16 protein-coding genes are annotated in these 19,235 nt (G+C 62.9%); 13 read left to right on the top strand and 3 right to left on the bottom strand.

Annotated features, from left to right (window positions below):
• The first annotated feature begins 172 nt into the window (after positions 1–172).
• The 6 genes from HPY44_08430 to HPY44_08455 all read left to right on the top strand — a co-directional run bounded on the left by HPY44_08430 (position 173) and on the right by HPY44_08455 (position 5,758).
• Complete coding sequence (locus HPY44_08430; GenBank protein ID NSW56025.1) at positions 173–550, top strand: CAP domain-containing protein; 378 nt, start codon at positions 173–175, stop codon at positions 548–550.
• Positions 504–1,169: a D-sedoheptulose 7-phosphate isomerase gene (locus tag HPY44_08435; protein NSW56026.1), complete on the top strand. Its 666-nt coding sequence runs from the start codon at positions 504–506 to the stop codon at positions 1,167–1,169. The genes HPY44_08430 and HPY44_08435 overlap by 47 nt, the downstream gene beginning before the upstream one ends.
• 1 nt (position 1,170) lies before the next feature.
• Positions 1,171–2,115, top strand: coding sequence for an ROK family protein (locus HPY44_08440; protein NSW56027.1), 945 nt, complete (start codon positions 1,171–1,173; stop codon positions 2,113–2,115).
• A 90-nt stretch (positions 2,116–2,205) separates the two neighbouring features.
• Positions 2,206–3,087 (top strand): hypothetical protein, encoded by an 882-nt coding sequence (locus HPY44_08445; protein ID NSW56028.1) that lies wholly within the window; start codon positions 2,206–2,208, stop codon positions 3,085–3,087.
• Between the two features lie 21 nt (positions 3,088–3,108).
• On the top strand, positions 3,109–4,578 hold the full coding sequence (gene guaB, locus HPY44_08450; GenBank protein ID NSW56029.1) for an IMP dehydrogenase: 1,470 nt from the start codon (positions 3,109–3,111) through the stop codon (positions 4,576–4,578).
• Positions 4,579–4,648: 70 nt separating this feature from the next.
• Positions 4,649–5,758, top strand: coding sequence for an isocitrate/isopropylmalate dehydrogenase family protein (locus HPY44_08455; protein ID NSW56030.1), 1,110 nt, complete (start codon positions 4,649–4,651; stop codon positions 5,756–5,758).
• A gap of 162 nt (positions 5,759–5,920) precedes the next feature.
• Here HPY44_08455 and HPY44_08460 read toward each other — a convergent pair whose 3' ends face one another.
• Both HPY44_08460 and HPY44_08465 read right to left on the bottom strand, forming a co-directional pair.
• Positions 5,921–6,154, bottom strand: coding sequence for a hypothetical protein (locus HPY44_08460; protein NSW56031.1), 234 nt, complete (start codon positions 6,152–6,154; stop codon positions 5,921–5,923).
• A 246-nt stretch (positions 6,155–6,400) separates the two neighbouring features.
• Positions 6,401–7,333 carry an NAD(P)-dependent oxidoreductase gene (locus HPY44_08465; GenBank protein ID NSW56032.1) on the bottom strand — a complete coding sequence of 311 codons (933 nt, stop codon included), beginning with the start codon at positions 7,331–7,333 and terminating at the stop codon, positions 6,401–6,403.
• A gap of 243 nt (positions 7,334–7,576) precedes the next feature.
• Between HPY44_08465 and HPY44_08470 the strand changes: the two genes are divergently transcribed.
• Complete coding sequence (locus tag HPY44_08470; GenBank protein ID NSW56033.1) at positions 7,577–7,990, top strand: YjbQ family protein; 414 nt, start codon at positions 7,577–7,579, stop codon at positions 7,988–7,990.
• A gap of 58 nt (positions 7,991–8,048) precedes the next feature.
• On the opposite strand, the gene HPY44_08475 is transcribed toward HPY44_08470, so the two are convergent.
• Entirely contained in the window at positions 8,049–8,798 is a 750-nt protein-coding gene (locus HPY44_08475; GenBank protein NSW56034.1) for a M48 family metalloprotease, read from the bottom strand.
• Positions 8,799–9,199: 401 nt separating this feature from the next.
• Here HPY44_08475 and HPY44_08480 point away from each other — a divergent pair, with 401 nt between their 5' ends.
• The 6 genes from HPY44_08480 (at position 9,200) to HPY44_08505 (ending at position 19,181) form a co-directional block, all read left to right on the top strand.
• Positions 9,200–13,072 carry a DUF4962 domain-containing protein gene (locus HPY44_08480; protein ID NSW56035.1) on the top strand — a complete coding sequence of 1,291 codons (3,873 nt, stop codon included), beginning with the start codon at positions 9,200–9,202 and terminating at the stop codon, positions 13,070–13,072.
• 279 nt (positions 13,073–13,351) lie between these two features.
• Positions 13,352–14,224 (top strand): hypothetical protein, encoded by an 873-nt coding sequence (locus HPY44_08485; GenBank protein ID NSW56036.1) that lies wholly within the window; start codon positions 13,352–13,354, stop codon positions 14,222–14,224.
• A 153-nt stretch (positions 14,225–14,377) separates the two neighbouring features.
• Entirely contained in the window at positions 14,378–16,840 is a 2,463-nt protein-coding gene (locus HPY44_08490; protein NSW56037.1) for an alpha-mannosidase, read from the top strand.
• A gap of 4 nt (positions 16,841–16,844) precedes the next feature.
• Positions 16,845–17,675: a hypothetical protein gene (locus HPY44_08495; protein ID NSW56038.1), complete on the top strand. Its 831-nt coding sequence runs from the start codon at positions 16,845–16,847 to the stop codon at positions 17,673–17,675.
• A gap of 42 nt (positions 17,676–17,717) precedes the next feature.
• On the top strand, positions 17,718–18,776 hold the full coding sequence (locus tag HPY44_08500; protein ID NSW56039.1) for a Gfo/Idh/MocA family oxidoreductase: 1,059 nt from the start codon (positions 17,718–17,720) through the stop codon (positions 18,774–18,776).
• Positions 18,777–18,794: 18 nt separating this feature from the next.
• The gene (locus HPY44_08505; GenBank protein NSW56040.1) at positions 18,795–19,181 is read left to right on the top strand and encodes a hypothetical protein; all 387 of its coding nucleotides are present in this window, start codon (positions 18,795–18,797) and stop codon (positions 19,179–19,181) included.
• Positions 19,182–19,235 lie beyond the last annotated feature (54 nt).

The following is a 19,235-nucleotide window of genomic DNA, read 5'->3' on the forward strand; positions in this document are numbered from 1 at the left end:
TGTGGTCTGCCACCGTCAGGGCGACCTGCCCGCTGCCTTGCCTCACTACTGGGCGGTTCAGCGGTCCTCTTTTCCGCCCTTGCCTGAAGGCTGTGACGCTGTAAAGGCCCGGGAGCGCGAACTGCTCGTGGAGTGCGAAGCTGTGCTGGTTATCGAGCTCAACCGCACGCGCATGGAGAACAACCTGCCGATGTGCGTTCCGGACCCGCGCCTGTGCGTCATTGCGCGCCAGCACAGCGAGGAGATGCGCGACCTGAAGTATTTCGCCCATGAATCGCCGGTGGATGGCCTGCGCACCATCCTTGACCGGTTCCGCCGGGCATATCCGGAGGCCGAGACGTACTCCATCGCCGAAAACATCGCCCGGCGGTACGGAACCGGGCTGTGGAGCCTGACCGTGGAGAACGCCCGTGAGACCCACTCGGACTGGATGAACAGTCCCGGGCACCGAGCGAACATTCTTACCGAGAAGTTCACTCACGTGGGAATCGGCCTGTCCGTCAATGCGAACGGGGACTATTGGGCAACCCAGTTCTTCGCACGGTTCTGAGATCCGGTGCGCGCCCGCGGAGGTGATCAATGTGCAGCCCGTACAGGACCAGATCAAGTCGGAACTTGCTGAGAGCGCAGCCCTCAAGGCGCACATCGGCGACACGATGTGTGGCGAGATCCAGGTCTTCGCGAAGGCTGTGACCGAGTGTCTCAGGTCCGGCGGCCTCGTAGCTTTCTGCGGTAACGGCGGCAGCGCCGCGGACGCTCAGCATCTTGCGGGCGAACTCGTGGGCCGCTATCGCCTGAATCGTCCCGCGTTTCGGTCCGTGGCGTTCACCACCGACACCTCGATCCTCACCGCAATCGGCAACGATTTCGGTTTTGACCAAGTCTTCGCCCGACAGGTGGAGGGTCTGCTCGGTCCCGGCGACCTGCTCATTGCAATCAGCACAAGCGGGAATGCAGAGAACTGTGTCAACGCGGTGAAGCTGGCGAAAGACCGGGGTGCCGGGACTATAGGGATGACGGGGAAGTCCGGCGGTGCGCTGGGCGAACTCTGCGACTTGTGTATCAAGGTCCCGCACGACTCGACCCCGCGCATCCAGGAGTGTCACATCACTATCGGGCATATCGTCTGTGGGCTGGTTGAGCGGGCGCTGACACAGGAGCAGGCGTGAAATGGAGCCTGCGTGGGTCCTGGGGGTTGATGTCGGCGGCACCCGCATCAGCGCAGGTCTCGTCTCCCGCGATGGCGCGCTCCGCGGACTGGTCCGGGAATCTACGCCGCGCTCCGAAGGCGGCCCGCGGGTGCTCTCGCGACTGCTTGACATCGCCCACAGGTCATTGGAGAGTGGGGGACAGGCCCCCGCAGCCATCGGGATCGGTTTTGGCGGGCCCGTGGATTTCGAGGCGGATCGCCCGCGGCTATCACATCACGTCGGCGGCTGGGGTGGCGTGGACATTGCCGGCGCTTTCCGTGGCGAGTTCGGCCTTCCGGTGGTTCTGGAGAATGACGCCAACGCGGGAGGGCTGGGCGAAGCGGTCTTCGGTGCTGCCCGCGGGTTCGACCCAGTGCTGTACGTGAACATCGGTACCGGCGTGGGAGGCGCCGTGATCGTCAATGGCCGCATTCTTCATGGCGCTCACGGCAATGCCGGGGAGTTCGGCCATATGGTCGTCGACCCCCACGGCCCTGTCTGCACCTGCGGCAAGCGAGGCTGCGTGGAAGCGTTCTGTTCGGGAGAGGCGCTGGGCCGGGAGGCCCGACAGGCGCTGCAATCAGGTGTCAGATTTGGTGATGAAGCGCGACAGGATATCACCGGAGTGGCGCTGGGCGCACTGGCCGCGGCGGGCGACCCTGAAGCGCGCCGGCTTGTGGAAACATCGGCGTCCCGCATGGGGTTCGCCCTTGCACTGGCCGCAAACTTGATAGACCCGGCAGTCATTGTGCTTGGGGGCGGAGTTCCGGAGATGGGTGAGGTCTACCTGGAGCCGGTCCGCGAAGCTTTCCGCCGGTACGCCATGGACATTCCGGCGGAGCGGACCTCGATTGTGGCGGCCCAACTCGGGTACAATGCAGGGATAGTCGGGGCAGCCGCCGTTGCCCTGCAGCATTTCGCGTAGGCCGACGGTCCCAGTCGGCGAAATCTGCCCCGTAAAGACGACTGACGGCGTCGAACAGGCCAAATCAACCACTATCCGGAGGACCACCCAGTGCAACTTCTAACCGACGCCGGGCTCAACATATACCTGGATCCCCATACCTGCCGCGTCGCTTTCGTGGATACGCCCGATGCGAAAATGCAGCGCCCGGAGTACTCCACCCGCAGTTTCGGTGCACTTGCTGCGGTCTTGGAAGACCCCTCCTGTGTGGTCGGTATGGAGCAGGAGATCGTCTATTGGATGTATCGCAATCTCGGCTTGCGCGGCAAGGAAGATCTTCTGCGCGTTCATAGCCTCCGCTATGACCTTAGCGTTTTCCGACAGCACCTTTTCGGCCAGGAACTCATGAAGACCTCGGGCCACTATCACCCACCCATCTGGAAGGGTGGCCCCAGCTATCCCGAGGTCTACGAGGTCGCATACGGCACGGCGATCTTCCTGATGCAGGAAGTTACGGACATCAGCGCAGGCCCGGACACGGTGGAAGTCACGAACTGCATTGCTCTGGAGTGCCGCCAGGGCGAGAAGGCTATTATGCCGCCCAACTTCGGCCACGTGACCATCAACCCCGACCCGGATAACGTTCTGGTCACCACCAACTGGGTCTGCTCGGATTTCGCATCAGTCTATGGCGGAGCCGAGCTCTGCCAGGGATTCGCCTGGTATCGCACCGAAGACCGGGGGTGGGTCACCAATCCCCGATACAAGAACGTCCCGATCCTGCGTCACGCTCGGTGCGCGGATGTGCCCGAACTGGGGCTCATCGCCGGGCAGGGCCTCTATCCTTCTGGAGCCGACGCGCCGGAACTCATGGCCTTCCTGAAGCGTCCTTACGATTTCACGGAGCTCATCTGGCGCGGGATTATCTTCGATGACCCGCAGGACGAGGAATGGAAGCAGGAATATGTCGCATCCCAGCGCACCACACTCTGATCCGAAGCGAGGTGGGGCTCAGTGATCAACGATCAGCCCAGAGTAGCCCTTTCTTTCGACGATGTCCTTCTGGTCCCGCGCAAGTCGGACCTGGTTCCGAGCCAGGTATCCGTGGCCACCCGCCTGACCCGGGACATCCGTCTCAACATCCCGCTCATTAGCGCCGCTATGGACACGGTGACCGAAGCCGAGCTCGCCATCGCCCTCGCCCGTGAGGGGGGCATCGGGATCATCCACAAGAATCTGGATGTGGAGCAGCAGGCGATCGAAGTTGACCGGGTGAAACGCTCGGAAAGTGGCATGATCATCGATCCGATCACCCTCGGCCCTGACGCGCACATCGGTGAGGCCGAGGCGATCATGTCCAAGTACAAGATTTCCGGCCTGCCCATCACGGAGAACGGGAAGTTGGTGGGCATCCTGACCAACCGCGACCTGCGATTCGAGACAGACATGAGCAAGCGGGTGCGCGACGCCATGACCCGGGATGGCCTGGTCACCGCGCGCGAGGGCACCACTCTCGAGGAAGCCAAGGCGATTCTCCACCGGCACCGCATCGAGAAGCTGCCAGTGGTCGACGATGATTTCCGGCTCCTGGGGCTCATCACCATCAAGGACATCGAGAAGGTCGCCAAGTATCCGCAGGCCTGCAAGGACGACCTGGGCAGACTGCGGGTGGGGGCCGCGCTGGGAGTGGGTAGCGACGGCATGGAGCGCGCCCAGGCCCTGGTCTCTCGCGGTGTGGACGTGCTGGTGCTGGACTCCGCTCACGGCCACACGCGCAATGTGATCGAGATGGTCGCGAAGCTCAAGGAGACCTTCCCGGACACCCCGGTCATCGCAGGAAATATCGCGACCTCCGACGGTTGCCGGGATCTCATCGCAGCGGGTGCAGATGCAGTCAAAGTCGGCATGGGGCCCGGTGCAAGCTGCACCACCCGCGTTGTCTCCGGCTCGGGCGTACCACAGATTACTGCGATCATGGACGCGGCCAAGGTGGCCGAAGAGAAGGACATCCCGATTATCGCAGACGGCGGGATCAAGTTCTCGGGCGACGTGACCAAGGCCCTCGCGGCGGGTGCTTCCAGCGTGATGATCGGCGCGCTCTTCGCGGGTACCGAAGAGAGCCCCGGTGAGCGCGTCCTGTACCGCGGCCGCACGTACAAGGTCTACCGGGGCATGGGGTCCCTCGCCGCCATGAGCGAACGCCAGGCTGTCCGTGACCGCTACGGCCAGCAGGATGTGGCTGTGGAAAAGCTGGTTCCCGAAGGTTTGGAGGGCCGGGTGCCTTATAAAGGGCCGCTCTCCGCCGTGGTGACCCAACTTGTGGGCGGATTGCGCGCCGGCATGGGCTATTGCGGTGTGGCGGATATCGAAGCCCTACGCACCCAGACCGAGTTTTACCAGATCACCAGCTCGGGTCTGCGCGAGAGTCATCCCCACGACATCACCATCACCGAGGAAGCGCCCAACTATCAGATTCCCGAGTGATGGTCGCCGGACAATAAGCGAACCACCGACGCCCAGGTTAGCGCCTGGGCGTCTTCGCATGGAGGCACACATGGCGACCCACCGCGTTGCGGTCATTCCCGGCGACGGAATTGGCAAGGAAGTCGTGCCCGAGGGGATCAAGGTCATCAACGCCGCAGGGCAGGCCGAGGGCGTGCGCTGCGAGTTCGTGCAGTTCCCGTGGGGCTGTGAGCACTATCTACGGTACGGCGAACTCATGCCGGAATCCGCGCTTGATGATCTGTCGCAGTTCGACGCCATCTACCTCGGCGCGGTGGGGATGCCGGACCTTGTGCCCGAGGAAGTCGCTGTGCGCGGCCTCGTTCTGCGTATCCGCTTCGGCTTCGACCAATTTGCGAACGTGCGCCCGATCCGTCCCCTACCCGGCGGGCGCTTCATCTTGAGCCACGTCGAGCCGCAGTCAATCGACCTCGTGGTGGTGCGCGAGAACACCGAGGGTATGTACGTTGGTATTGGCGGGCGCTATCCCGCAGGTGCGCCGGAGTTCGAGCAGTACCGGGGCCTTCGGCCCTCCTTTGGCAGGTCTTCGGAAATCGCGTTGCAGACCGGAATCTACAGCGAGGCCGGATGCCGCCGGGTGATGGAGTTCGCCTTCGACCTCGCAACCAGACGTGACGGCGTGCGCCGTGTCACCAGCGCCACCAAGGCCAATGCGCTCAACTTTGGGATGACGCTGTGGAACGAGGTCTTCGAGGATGTTGCCCGGGGCTATCCGGGCATACGCGCCGACTGGCAGAACGTGGACGCCATGGCAATGAGGCTGATGCTCGAGCCAGAAGCGTATGATGTCATCGTTGCCCCGAATCTGTTTGGCGACATCCTGACCGACCTGACTGCCGTTCTGCAGGGCGGCCTGGGAATGTGCGCGGGAGCGAACCTGTCGGTCACGGGGCCATCGATGTTCGAACCGCCGCACGGGTCAGCGCCCGATATTGCGGGCAGAGGCATCGCGAATCCAACCGCGGCAATCCTGACTGGGGCGATGATGCTGGAGCACCTGGGGCATCCCCACGCCGCAGCGCGGATCGAGGCAGCGGTGGGGGACGTGCTGCGTGATGGGAGCGTGCTCACTCGCGACCTGGGGGGCACGGCATCCACGAGCCAATTCGCCGACGCGGTGGTCTCGGTGCTGGGAGGATAGCGCTTCTTTGTGGCGCATGGCCTTCCGCAGTCTGTAGGGCGGGGCTGGTATCCCGCCGCGCCGTCCGCCTTCCGCCGTCTTCCGGCCGTTGAGCCTTCCCCGCGACGGGCAGGCTTCCTACCCGCCCGTCGTTGCCCCGGCCATGTGCTCAGGCGGTTGCTCTCAGCCTCCGCACTGCCAACACCTCAATAGTGTTCCCCACTCGTGGTCCCCGTCCTCCGCCGCATCGTGGGGCGCTGCATGCTGGCGGATTGCGTCGAGAAGTACTTCAGGGTTGTCGGAAGTGAAACCTGCCTGTGCCAGGAACTGGGACTTGTCGTCGAGTGGGCGGCTGACTAACAGGTACGCCGTGAGTTTGGACGGATCGACGATGGGTTCTCGGATCGGGCCGTACAATACTAACCTCCCTGAGTGGACCAGCCGATGAGCCGAGGAAAGCTGGATGAGTCCGCTCGCTGGGGGCGTGCCCCTGCGGGGGCTGACGGGACTGCAGGGCGCCAGCCTGTTGGGGGGTGACGCTCTGGGTAGCTTTGGCCGGCTCATCCTGTACAGGGCTTCACTACAGTCCACCGGGAAGTGCGCGGCAATCGCTTACTTGCGACATATCCATGTCGGGTGTGCGCCTTCGGGCAGACCCAACCCTCAATTCTCCCCGAATTTGTCTCGCTTCTCCCACTCCGTCGGGTGGTCCAGCGGGTGTTCGTAGGCCATGACGGACTCCGCTACTCTCCGCAGGCCCGTCTCCAGCGAGGTCGGCGGCTCCCACAGCAGCCTCGCCATCTTGTCCGCCTTGCCCAGAAGGCTTGTGCCCTTCGGGGTCCCCTTGAACCGCGGGGTCTTGCCCATGAACTTGCCGAGCATCTCGGCGATCTCTACAACCGACACCTTGCTCGTCCCAGTCATATTCAGAATCTCGCACGGCACCGCGCACAGCTCCGCTGATGCCAGCATCAGGTCGAGGATGTCGTCGAGCCAGATGCAGTTGACGTACGAGGTGGTGATATCGATCTCTTCCCCGTCGCGCACCTGTCGGGCGATGTCCGTGGGGACGCCAAACTCCTCGTGGTAGGCGTAGAAGATACGTTGGATCAACGCGGGCGTGTTATTCCGGCGGCAGAAATACTCTGTGATCCATTCGGCGCCCAGGCGGCTCATGCCATAGAAGCTGGGTGGCTGAGGCATATCCTCCTCGGTGCAGCCGTCTTCGGTGTCCGGGTACACATTGCCGCTGGAGGCGTACATAATGCCGCCGCTGCCCGCGAAATGCTCCATAATGCGGCCGGTGGCCATGACCTGCAGCTCGATGGTGTACCGGTGATTTGCGCCGGAGCCGAACTTCACACCCGCCATGTTGTAAACCCAGTCATACTCCCGGGGCACGTCCTTGAGCCCGTCCTCCACGGACAGGTCAACTTTGTAGATACCAACGCCCAGTTTCTGGAAACTCTCGAGGATATCGGGGCTGCTGAAGCGCGCCAGCACGTCCACTTGGTTGCCGTTTTCCACGAGCTTGGGCACGAGATGCTTGCCCATTTTGCCTGCGGCTCCCAGGACCATTACGCGTTTGCCTTGCATGGACTTCCTCCTGAGCGGAAACGATCCGGACCACTGCTCTCAACCGGCTCCACTATACGGCAAAGTACCGAGCGCTATCAACCCACCTGAGCGTTTGGCTTCTCCGTGGGGGAGGCACTTACGAAGGGTTGTCCCACGCCGTCGTTAGAAGCACTGACTGTCTGGTAAGCGCTCCGCGCAGGACTGCTCGGAGAGCACGAGGAACAGGGACAGATCAGACCACGCAGACAAAGGGGGAGAAGCATGAAATCCCACACCAAGTACCTCTGGTTCAGGACCGAGAACCGTCGCGAATACATCAACATTACGGCCGAGGTGCGCGAAGCCCTGGATGAGAGCGGGATCGCCGAAGGCATGATCCTTGTTTCGGCGATGCACATCACCGCAGGCATCTATGTGAACGACGCGGAGTCCGGCATCATCCAGGACATCGACGAGATGCTTGACCGGCTGGCGCCTTTCGGACCTGACTACCGCCACCACAGGACCGGCGAGGACAATGGGGACGCCCATCTCAAGAGTCTGCTGTGCCACCACCAGGTGATCATCCCGGTGACTGAGGGCGAGCTCGACCTGGGACCGTGGCAGCAGGTGTACTATGCGGAGTTCGACGGCCGGCGACGCAAGCGCGTGATCATCAAGGTCATGGGGGAATAGGGGACAGGGCCCGTGCGATGCGCCGGGCCCTGCCACGAATGGATGCGCCAGCGCCAGTCTACGGGTAGTACTTGCCCCTGTAACCGTACTTGTCGCAGAGCCGCTTGACCTGGTTGATGCGCGTGTTGTCGCCGGGATGGGTCATGAAGAGCAGCTCCAGCTTGCTCGGGTCTGTCTGGCCGTGCAGGGACTGGAACACCTTGATCACGGCGATCGCCGCGGTCGGGTCATAGCCGGCGTTCGCGGAGTATTTCAGGCCCTGGTGGTCGGCCTGGAGTTCCTTGTCGCGGCCGTAGTCCAGGAACATGAGGCCCGAGACGGCTCCTGCGATCTGGGCGGCGTTGCTCTTGCCTAGCAGCACCTGTGTGAGAACATCCACCCCGAGTTGCTGCTCGATGCGCTTGGCAGAGTGCCGGAAGGCCACATGGGTCACCTCGTGGCCCATGACCCAGGCGATCATGTCCGGGTCGTTGTTCACGGCATCCAACAGTCCCCGGTAGAAGTAGATCCGGCCGCCGGGGAAGGCTAATGCGTTCACCGTCTTGTCGTCGATGACGCGGAAGTCGTAGGGATAGCGGGGCGGGATCGCAACAGCGGCGATCCGGTCTCCGATGCTCTTGACCAGCGTCACCTGGGGGCCGCTCTTCAGGATTGGGTTCTCTTTTTCGAACTCGTCCGCCGCATCCTGTCCCAGCTTGATCTCATCGTCCATGCTCATCAGGAAAGTGCCATCGCCGTCGCAACCCATAAGCAAGAGCAAAGATGCCCCTGCGATGAGCGTCAGCATGGCTCGCATTTGGATTGCCATGGTTCCGTGTCCTCCAAGGTTGATTCCGTGGTTCTTGGGGTCTTCGCCATCAGCCGCAGTCACGGTCCGTTAGTCTATACTCACCCACTCTACCCCAAGGCTTGCGGGGAGGCAACGCAGCTATCCCGACTTTTTCCGATGAAATGCTATTCACCCCGCGCGAAGCCGGCTCCTCCAGGTCAGCGGTCGCATCGTGCCAGGACCAAGCCGTTGCCGAGTTCGCAACCCGCAGCCACCGGCCCATCCCGGGCGTGCACCCTATCTGGTTGCGCACGGGTGCCCCCCAGCCCACAGTCGTCGTCCATTCTTCAGTGCCCATATTCCGCGCATCGCGGAGGATTCCGTTCCGCCTTGCGCGAAATCTGCTATAGACCCTTAGCCTTTGAATGGAGCCAGTCCCCATGCGTCTCTCCGCCGCCGTGTTGTTCGCCCTTGCCTTCTCCTGCATCTGCACCGCCCAGGATGCGACGAATCTCTTCGTGAACCCAGGCTTCGAGGAGCTTGGCGACAACGGCCGCCCGGTGTCCTGGGAGCCCATCAACTTCGGCACAGGCGGGGCCTTTGCCATCGGTACCGAAGGCGCCCACTCCGGCCAGAGATACGTGATCCTCAGCGGGACCGCCGAAGAGCATCGCTCGTGCTGGCGACAGCATGTGCCGTGGCCCGCTGATGCGCGCGGAGTGACCGTCACCGGCTGGTACCGTACCCGGGGCGTCGCGGAAGCTCGTGGCAAGGGCGCGTCGATCCGCTTCCTGTTCAACGACGACCCCAAGATATGGCGCCACCTGCGGATTGAGACCTCGTGGTACCCGCCCTCCGAGGACTGGGCGCAGGTGACCACCACCTTCCCGGTCCCACAGGGCACCCGGGACCTGGTGATCGAGCTTTTCCAGTGGTACACCCGGGGCGAGACCCATTGGGATGATGTGGCAATCCGTCCGGCTACCGACCATGAAATGCGTAGCATCGCCCTCACGGGCGAGGCTGCTGTGGACCGCGAGCCGGTTCTCGGCCGCAATCTGCCGTATTCTCCCGCAGACGGTGAGCGCGTACATCTGAACCCGCCGCCTTTTCGCTGGCTGCCTTCTGGGACGGGGGCGCTTTACCGGCTTCAGGTGTCGCGCAACGCCGATTTCAGTGCACCCGTCATCTCGCAGGAGGGCATGCCGTGGTGTTGCGAGATGCTCTCGGAACCGCTTGAGACGGGCACATGGTTCTGGCGCTACGGGGTTGATCTCGAGGGCTGGCCCACCATCTGGAGCAAAGCCAGGCAGTTCGAAGTGGGCGCCGAGGCCATCCATTGGCCTTACCCGAAACCCGAGGCGTTCCAGGTGAGCGTGCCCCGACCGCACCTGTTCGTCACCGCTGATCAATTGCCGGAACTGCGCCGGCGGGCTTCCGAAGGCGATCTCAAGTCCATGGCACAAGGCCTTGTGCAAAACATCAGGCGGCGGGCCGGGGAGGAACTCCACCCGGAGCCGGAGATGCTGCCGCAAGACCCGGCTCAGCGTTCCATCCGCTACACGGAACTGATCCGCTCCACACGCCCACCCATGGACATCATGGAGCAGGCGGGTTTCGCGTATCTTCTCACAGGGGACGAAGCCTGCGGGGCTGAGGCAAAGCGCCGGATTCTGCATTTTTTCTCCTGGGACCCGGCTGGGTCCACCAGCGTGTTCCACAATGATGAGCCCGCCATGTGGATCATGATGCGCGGCGTGCGGGCGTACGACTGGACCTACGATTTGTTCACACCCGAAGAGCGCCAACTGGTGGAGAAGTCCATGCGGGCGCGCGCTGCGGACTTCTATACAGCTATGCGGCGCAAACCCTACGAAAACAACCCCTTCGAGAGCCACGCAGGACGCATCATCGGCTTCCTGGGCGAGGCAGCGCTGGAGTTCCACAATGACTGGCCCGAAGCCCGCGAGTGGCTCCAGTACATCACCCGCATCTACTGGGGCGTCTACCCGGCCTGGGGCAAGGATGACGGCGGCTGGAACGAGGGTCCGGGCTACTGGTCGGCCTACATGAGCTTTGCGCTGCATTTTGTGGTGGCCCTGAAGCAGGCGACAGGCATCGACCTCGCTCAGCGCCCGTTCTTCCGCAACACCCCCTACTACCTGCTCTACCTGACGCCTCCATACTCGCAGATGTCGCCGTTCGGCGACGGCACCCAGTGGAAGCCCAGCCGGCCGGGGTCGCTCATGTACTGGTTCAGCAGCCTGACCGGAGACCCATGCGTCCGCTGGTATGCCGACTATCTCGGACAAGACGGCGGGACGAGCATTCTGGGCGTGGTGTTGAGAGACGACAGCATCCAGGCAAGGCCACCCGTTGACCTGCCCGATGCCCGACTGTTCGAGGGCGTCGGTCTCGTCTCCATGCACAGCGCACTGGGTGACGCGGACAACGACGTTCACCTGGCCCTGCGGTCGTCCCCTTACGGCGCCGTGAGCCACGGTCATAATGACCACAATTGCTTCGTCCTCGAAGCCTTCGGCGAGCCGCTGGCCATCGCGTCGGGCTACTACAACTATTACGGCTCGCCGCACCACGACAAGTGGACCCGCCAAACCAAGGCCAAGTGCGGCATCACTTTTGACGGCGGTCAGGGGCAGGATCGCGGCTGGCACGCGCAGGGGCAGATCAGCCGTTTCGTCCACGGCGAGAGCTTTGATCTCGTAAATGCCGACGCCACCAAGGCCTACGGTGGACGGCTCAGTAAAGCAGTGCGCCGCGTGGTGCATGTGCGACCGGGAGTCTTCGTGATCCTGGATGACCTGGCGTCCGATGAGCCTCGAAAGTTCGAGTACTGGCTCCACGCCATCGACAAGATGGACGTTGATGCGGGAGCACAGGTCGTGACGATCAACCGCCCCAAGGCTTCCCTGATAGTGCGCTTCCTGGCACCCCACGGTCTCGAACTGACCCAGACGGACCAGTTCGATCCGCCACCCTTGTGGCCCCCGGATACGAAGTATGAGAACAACTGGCACGTCACCGCAGCCCTGGCCGAGAGCGCCCCTGAGGCCCGCTTCCTGTCTGTTTTGGTGCCCTCAAAAGCCGGGGAAAAGGAGGCCTGTCCGACCGTCAGTCGCCTTGAGGCGGAGAACTGCCTGGGCGCTGCGCTCGCTTTCCCCTCCGGGGGCGCCTCCCTCGTCGCATTCCGGGATGGCGACGTGACGGGGGACATGATCATTGGCGGGATCACCACCGACGCAAAGACTGCTGCAGTCTCCCGCGATGCCCAAGGGAGTCTCACCGGGCTGTTGCTTGAAGATGGCACGCGAATGGCCGGTGACAAACCGCTGGTCATCGCATCCGGCCAGTGCACCTGTGCCGTCTCCTACGGGGCGGACGGCGGACGCATCGATGCGGTTGGTCCAGTTGGCGATCTGTGGGTCGCATGGCCCGAGCGGCCGCGCGCAATCACAGTGCACGGCGAGCCGGTAGACTGGCGATACGATGATGGGGGCATCCGTCTGCAGGTCGGGCACGGAGCGCAGTGTTTCCAGGTCTGGGCCACTGATCCGATGCCCACGGGCAATTTCCAGGCCATGGTTACTTTCGGCGACCGTGAACTGCAGGGGCATGGAGTGCGCGCCGGTCGCGGAGATACTGTAATCACCGTACATGCCGACGCTCCACGCGGTCTTTACGAACTGACAGGCCTGCCCTATGCCCGGCTCTCGGGCGCTCTCAGCGAGGACGCAGGCCGAATCTGGCTGCACGGGGGCGAGTCCGTCTCCATCAGCGGCCCCGGACTGCCCCCGTCCATTGAATTCCGTCAGATCAGTCGCGCAACCAGCCTCCCGGCCCGCAGGCGCGAGGATATCCCCGATGGGATCACCTTCGAGTGTGAGCGTGACTGGAGTGAGTCAGGCGGCAATATCCAGGTAAGTGGCGGCGGACACGCCAACGTCTCAGCGGGCGACAATCTCTGGGCGTGGAATGTTTTCGGTCACTCGATCAGTTGGAAACTGGACGTTCCCCGTGCCGGCGAGTACGAACTGTGGATAGTTGGGGCCAGCGAGACTGGGTTCCTGGCTGAAGTCGATGCGAACGACTGTGGTCCACTGACAGTCTGGTTCGAGCCCACAGGGGGCTGGGGCCGCGCGATTGCCGACGAATGGCGTGCGTTCCGCCTGGAGAGCGCTCCGGGCATCCCCGTGCGTCTGCGGCTGAGTGCGGGGCCGCACACTGTTCGGATCACCAACCGAATGGGCATGGGTATGAACCTCGATCGCTTTGTGCTTGCCCCTGTCGGGTGACGACGACTGCCGGTATCCCGCGATCCCGGCCCGGCGAAAAGTGCATGAAATGTGCTCCGAATAGCGAAACCTTGTGCCGCGGAGTCTGTCTGCAAACTGTAAAGCCCAGTACATACGGTGGAGGAATTCGTAACCTCGACCGTGGCGATCTTCCGCAGGGCCGACATGGGCGGTCTGGGAGACGAGGGTTCCCCTGGCAGTACACTGCAGTTTGATCTGCAGCAATCTTAGTCGTACCAAAAGGCTCCGGCGCAAAGCGTCGGAAGGGAGGAACACCACATGAAGCACATCGTAGTTCTTGTTGTGGCTTGCCTGCTTCTCAGCACCGCTGCCTTTGCCAGCGGCAGCAGCATGTCCGCGTTCTTCATCCCCGAGATCATGCGCGGAAACACCGTCATCGGCAACCCGTCGCAGAGCATCGCATGGTCCGGCAACCCGGCTGCTCTTGCCGGTGAAAAAGTCGACGGGCTGACCGATGGTCCCGCCATGGACAATGCCGCATCTTTCGCCACTAACCTCAGCGGCGATCAGGATGTCTGGGCCCTGTCGTATGGCGGTCGCAGCATGGTCAAGGGCTGGGGAATTGGCGCCGGCTACGTTGACGCTGATTACTCCGAATCCTACGGCCTCGGCTTCGGCATGCCGGTGAATGGTTTCGAGGTGGGAGTCAACTGGCGTCACACCGACATGGATGTCTGGAGCCCTGGGGTGGACTCCTTGGATGCCCCCTACATGGATGACAGCCAGGACCTGTTTGACCTCGCCGGTCGCAAGGTCTGGACCTATGACGGCGATGGAGACGACGCGGTCATCAAGGGCGTCTCGAAGATGGCCGTTGGCGCCGTGCTTCGTGACGTTACCGACGAAGTCGACAGCACGCTGGACCTCGGCGTTTCCCTGGACTTCGCCAATGGTTGGACCTTCAATCTGGACCTGCTTGACTTCGACACCGTCAACCTCGGCGCCAGCACCCGCATCGGCAGCGCCAAGGAATGGGAAGTCGGCGGCGGTCTGGCCGACGGCGACCTGACCCTTGGTGCGATCTACGACATCACCAAGGATGGCGAGCCGACCGCGTGGCGCGTGGGTGTCGCATGGGCTGACTACGACTGGGACGACATCTTCTACGGCGGCGTTTCCTTCAACTGGTAGTTGCTCTCGGGGCTTGCCCCGCGATCCGTGACGTGAACTGCGAGGCCCGCGCGACACACGCGCGGGCCTCGTTCTAGTGTCGCCCGTCTCTGAAGGTCCCCCGCTGTCGGCAGGGAAACCTCCTGCGAGAAAGCCAAGGCCCGGAGGTAACCTATGCCCTCACGCAAGACGCGTAAGAACCTCTCCCAGTACACGGTTCACATGATCGGTAATGCCCACATTGACCCCGTCTGGCAGTGGCGGTGGGAGGAAGGGCGGCAGGAGGTGCTCGACTCCTGCCGCGCCGCGGTTGACCGCATCCTGGACACCCCTGGGTTCATCTTCTGCCGCAGCAGTGCGGTGACTTACCAGTGGATCGAGGAGTGCGATCCCGATCTCTTTGCCGAGATCAAGCGCTGGGTCGCGCGGGGACACTGGTGCATCGTCAACGGCTGGTGGGAACAGCCCGACTGCAACATCCCCGGTGGTGAGGCCCTGGTGCGCCAGGGGCTTTACGGGCAACGGTACTTCCACGCGAAATTCGGCAGGATCGCGGCCACCGGCTATAACGTGGACACATTCGGCCACGCGGGGACGCTTCCGCAGATCCTCGCTGGGCAGGGGATGAACCAATACTGCTTCTTCCGTCCAGGCCCCCACGAGAAGGAGCTGCCGTCGACGCTCTTCAATTGGGAAGGCCCTGACGGCACACGCGTTCTGGCCGCCCGAATGCCCGGACATTACGGCACCTGGGCTGACCAATTGGAGGAACGGATTATCCAGGCCGCCGAGGAGACCCCCAAAGGTCTGCGCGAGACCATGAGTTTCTATGGCGTCGGCAATCACGGCGGCGGCCCAACGAAGGCGAATATCGCCAGCATCCTCAAAGTTCAGGCCGATCCCCACGGCCCCAACGCGATCTTCAGCACACCGGACGCATTCTTCGACGCAGTCCGGGACAAGGCGGACAAGTTCCCCGTGGTGGCCGAGGAACTCCAGTATCATGCCCGGGGCTGCTATACGGCGGTCTCTGCTATCAAGGAGCACAATCGCCGATCGGAGAACATGCTCCTGCAGGCCGAAAAACTCAGCAGCCTGGCCGGTGTGCTTACAGCCTTGCCATACCCCGCCGCTGATCTTGAGCACGCCTGGAAGAAGGTGCTCTTCAACCAGTTCCACGACATCCTCGCGGGCACCAGTATACGCCCTGCCTGCGATGACGCGATCGCCGACTATCGTGAGGCCGAGCTGCTGGCCGCTCGTGCAGCCCGCGAGGCGATGACCCGCATCTCCTCGCGCATCGACACATCCGGAGCAGGGCGCCCGGTGGTGGTATACAACACACTCTCCTGGGAGCGCACTGAGGTCGTCGAGGCGGAGATCACCTGGATCAACCACGATGACCGCGTGCACGTCGTGGACGACGCCGGCGAAGCCGTCCCGTGCCAGACTCTCCACACCAACATCAGCGGTCGCGGATCCACGATCCGCATCGCTTTTCTGGCCACAGTGCCCGCCTGCGGGTACCGGACGTACCGTGTAGTACAGGGAGCCGGGCCCGATCAGCCGTCCCCCTTCACCGCAGGCCGGAGCTTCCTCGAGAGCGACCTGTTCCGTCTGGAGTTCGATCCGGTCGCGGGCTATCTCACCAGCCTGCTGGACAAGCGCACGGGCCAGGAGCTGCTGGCCGCGCCGGCGGCCGTGCCGGTGGTGCTGGAGGACCTGTCGGATACATGGAGTCATGGCGTGGACAGCTTCCGCGACCAAGTCGGCGCATTCCGGGGCGAGATGGGCATAGAAATCATTGAGATCGGCCCGGTCCGTGCCCGGGTGGTCGTAGAGATGCACTACGGCGAATCCACCCTGGTTCAGGATATTCGCCTGTACCGGGGCATCCCGCGCATCGACATGCAAATCACCGTGGACTATCACGGCGAGCATGAGTTCGTGAAGCTGGCATTCCCCACCGCTCTGGAGAATGTGACGGCTACCTACGAGGCACCCTATGGTTTCGCGGTGCGCGAAGCAAACGGTAATGAGGAGCCTGCTCAGAAATGGGCGGATGTGAGCGGGACGATCGGGGACGCAACTGCGGGCCTCGCGGTCCTGAACGACGCCCGGTACGGATATGACATCCTGGGTGGCGAGGTGCGCATCGGAGTGCTGCGGTCGCCGATCTACTGCTTCCACGAACCCGCTGTACGCGATCCGCGCAAGCGTTACGAGTTCACCGACCAAGGCATCCAGCGCTTCACGTGCGCTCTGGCGCCACATGAGGGCGACTGGCGTAAGGCCGGGGTGGTGCGGCAGGCCCAACAGCTCAACCACCCGTGCCTGGTGCGCGAGGAGCCTGCGCATACGGGAAGTCTGCAGCGCACCTTCGGCCTGCTCGAGGTGGACCGCGCAGGAATCATCGTTGAGGTCATCAAACGCCACGAGGACAGCGAAACTATGGTCCTGCGCGCATACGAGGCCCACGGGACACGCACCACTGCGACTCTTCGTCTGGCCGGCGTGAAACCTGCGCGCCTGTCCTTCCGGTCCTGCGAAATCAAAACCCTCATGGTCGAGAACGGCAGGCTGCGCGAGACCGACATGCTAGAGGGATTGCTGGAGCGAGCGAGCAAGAAGGAATGATCGCGTGAGCCACCCTCTTCTGCCAACGGTCCGTGTCGGCCGGCATGATATCACGCGCCTTGTCATCGGCGGCAACCCGTTCAGCGGCAATTCCCATACATCCGCCCAGCTGGACGCCGAGTTCGCAGACTACTACACCAACGCGGCCATTGTGGACGCCCTGTTCGAATGTGAGCGCCAGGGGATCAACACCGTTCAGGCCAGGGGAGACCGGCATATCATCCGGGCACTGCGCGAGTACCGAAATGCCGGAGGAACCCTGCAGTTCATCGCCCAGACTGCGAGCGAGCTTGCAGACTTGCACGGGAATATCCGCCAGATTGCAGCGGCAGGAGCAGTCGGTGCCTATCATCACGGCAGCCGCACGGACTCCCTCTGGCGCGAGGGCCGCATCGACGAGGTCCTCCCGCTCCTGGATACCATGCGCGAGTCGGGTCTGCTGGTGGGACTGGGCACGCACCTGCCGGAAGTGATACAGTACGCCGAGGAGCATGGGTGGGACATAGACTTCTACCTGGCCTGCGTCTACACCCTCGGTCAGCGTCCGCGTGAGAGCGCCATCGTCTCCGGTGCGCAGCAGGAGGAGACCTTCGACGATAACGACCGCGACGTGATGTTTCGCACCATCCGCGCGACGCAGAAGCCCTGTTTCGCCTTCAAGATACTCGCTGCCGGACGAAACTGCGCGACTCCCGATGCTGTCCGGGAGGCCTTCGAGATCGCTTTCGCGAACATCAAGCCGGTCGACGCGGTGATCGTCGGCATGGTGCAGAAGTACACTAACCAGGTGGAGATGAACGCGCGGATCGTCCGCGAGATCTGCGCGACAAGATGACCACAAGCCGCTAACAAGCGCACAGTTGGAGGGAGCCCTGCAATGTCAAAGACGGGTGTCGCAGTAGTCGGTTACGCACATGGTCACGTTTCCACGTATTCCGCGGGGATCAAGACCTACGACGATTTCGAGCTCAAGGCCTGCTGGGACCATGATCGGGAGCGCGGGGAGGGGCAGGCGAAGAACTTTGAGATCGAGTATTCGCCGTTCCTCGAGGACATCGTTGACCGCGACGATGTCCAGCTCTGCATCATTGGAGCCGAGACCAACCGCCACGCAGATTGTGTTATCGCCTGCGCCGAAGCGGGCAAGGACGTGATCCTTCAGAAACCGATGGCCCTGTCTCTGACGGACTGCGACCGAATCATCGAGGTCATCGACCGCACTGGCGTGTGGTTCTCGCTGGCCTTCCAGATGCGCTACGATCCGGTGAACCGGAAGATGAAGGAACTCGTGGATGCGGGCGAGATCGGCCGCGTGGGCATTGTGCGCCGCCGCCACTGTCTGAGCCTGCTGTTCAATGAGGCCTTCTGCACCGGCCCGAGCCGCTGGCACGTGGACCCCATCCAGAATATGGGCATGTGGATGGATGACGCCAGTCACGCAACGGACTGGTTCTACTGGATGATGGGAGAGCCCAAGAGCGTTGTGGCTGAGATCGACAACGTGCTTACCAACTGTGCCCCGGATGACTCGGGTCTGGCGATCTACCGCTTTGCCAATGGCGAGATGGGCATGCTCATGAACAGCTCGGTCATCTGGGCCGCGGAGAGCACAGTGGAGATCTACGGCGACAAGGGCGTCATCATTGAGAACTACGGCGATGGCCCGTCCTGCAATGTACCGCCGCCGCCTGGTGCGATCATGCTGAAGATGTACCAGGCCGACAAGGCCGACCAAGGCTGGCAGGTTCTGCCCGCAGAGATTCCTAACAGCCAGGGCGTGCGCATCGCCAACGTCACACGCAATATACTGGACGAGTACAAGGCGGGCAAAGTGCAAGTGGATGCCCGGGCGGGCAAGATCAGCACGGGGATGATCCTGGGCGCATACCAGAGCGCCCGCGAAGGCCGCCGGATCCCGTTGCCTATGCTGCAGTAGAACCGAAGGAGCGCTGCGATGGAACCCGGCAAGCGCATGGAAGTTGTCGCAAAGATCGACGCCATTATCGCGCGCCTGGAAGCGGCTCACTCAGATGAGGAAGCCGCCCCGGCGCGCGATGAGCTGGCCGAGGTGTGGCCGGATCTCATTGCCGAAGTGCCCATTGTTGGTCGTCTGATGGCCGCACAGTTCGGCGACAAGGGCGACGAGATCCGCCGCATGGACACGGATGGTCTCAGAGAGAAGATGTTGCCGGGGCTCAAGCAATACCGGGACTTCCTGGCCAAGGGTGTCCCGGGCGGCGCTGGTAGCGCTCCGCGAAATGTGGCCACGCGCCCGGGCTGTTTCGGGGGCACACCAGCAATCTTCCTGCTTGTCTTTCTGGCGCTTCAACTGTGTCGCTAGCCTGGCGTCACACCACCGGCAAGCGTTGGGGAGCCGGTACGCGCGGCATTCTGC

This window comes from Armatimonadota bacterium (genome assembly GCA_013314775.1).
Classification (GTDB): Bacteria; Armatimonadota; Zipacnadia; order Zipacnadales; family JABUFB01; genus JABUFB01.

Excerpts from the sequence above, each read along its gene's own strand:
- HPY44_08430 (NSW56025.1), top strand. The coding sequence starts at position 173 with ATGGAGAACAACCTGCCGATGTGCGTTCCGGACCCGCGCCTGTGCGTC.
- HPY44_08435 (NSW56026.1), top strand. The coding sequence starts at position 504 with ATGCGAACGGGGACTATTGGGCAACCCAGTTCTTCGCACGGTTCTGAG.
- HPY44_08440 (NSW56027.1), top strand. The coding sequence starts at position 1,171 with ATGGAGCCTGCGTGGGTCCTGGGGGTTGATGTCGGCGGCACCCGCATC.
- HPY44_08455 (NSW56030.1), top strand. The coding sequence starts at position 4,649 with ATGGCGACCCACCGCGTTGCGGTCATTCCCGGCGACGGAATTGGCAAG.
- HPY44_08465 (NSW56032.1), bottom strand. The coding sequence starts at position 7,333 with ATGCAAGGCAAACGCGTAATGGTCCTGGGAGCCGCAGGCAAAATGGGC.
- HPY44_08470 (NSW56033.1), top strand. The coding sequence starts at position 7,577 with ATGAAATCCCACACCAAGTACCTCTGGTTCAGGACCGAGAACCGTCGC.
- HPY44_08475 (NSW56034.1), bottom strand. The coding sequence starts at position 8,798 with ATGGCAATCCAAATGCGAGCCATGCTGACGCTCATCGCAGGGGCATCT.
- HPY44_08480 (NSW56035.1), top strand. The coding sequence starts at position 9,200 with ATGCGTCTCTCCGCCGCCGTGTTGTTCGCCCTTGCCTTCTCCTGCATC.
- HPY44_08485 (NSW56036.1), top strand. The coding sequence starts at position 13,352 with ATGAAGCACATCGTAGTTCTTGTTGTGGCTTGCCTGCTTCTCAGCACC.
- HPY44_08490 (NSW56037.1), top strand. The coding sequence starts at position 14,378 with ATGCCCTCACGCAAGACGCGTAAGAACCTCTCCCAGTACACGGTTCAC.
- HPY44_08500 (NSW56039.1), top strand. The coding sequence starts at position 17,718 with ATGTCAAAGACGGGTGTCGCAGTAGTCGGTTACGCACATGGTCACGTT.
- HPY44_08505 (NSW56040.1), top strand. The coding sequence starts at position 18,795 with ATGGAACCCGGCAAGCGCATGGAAGTTGTCGCAAAGATCGACGCCATT.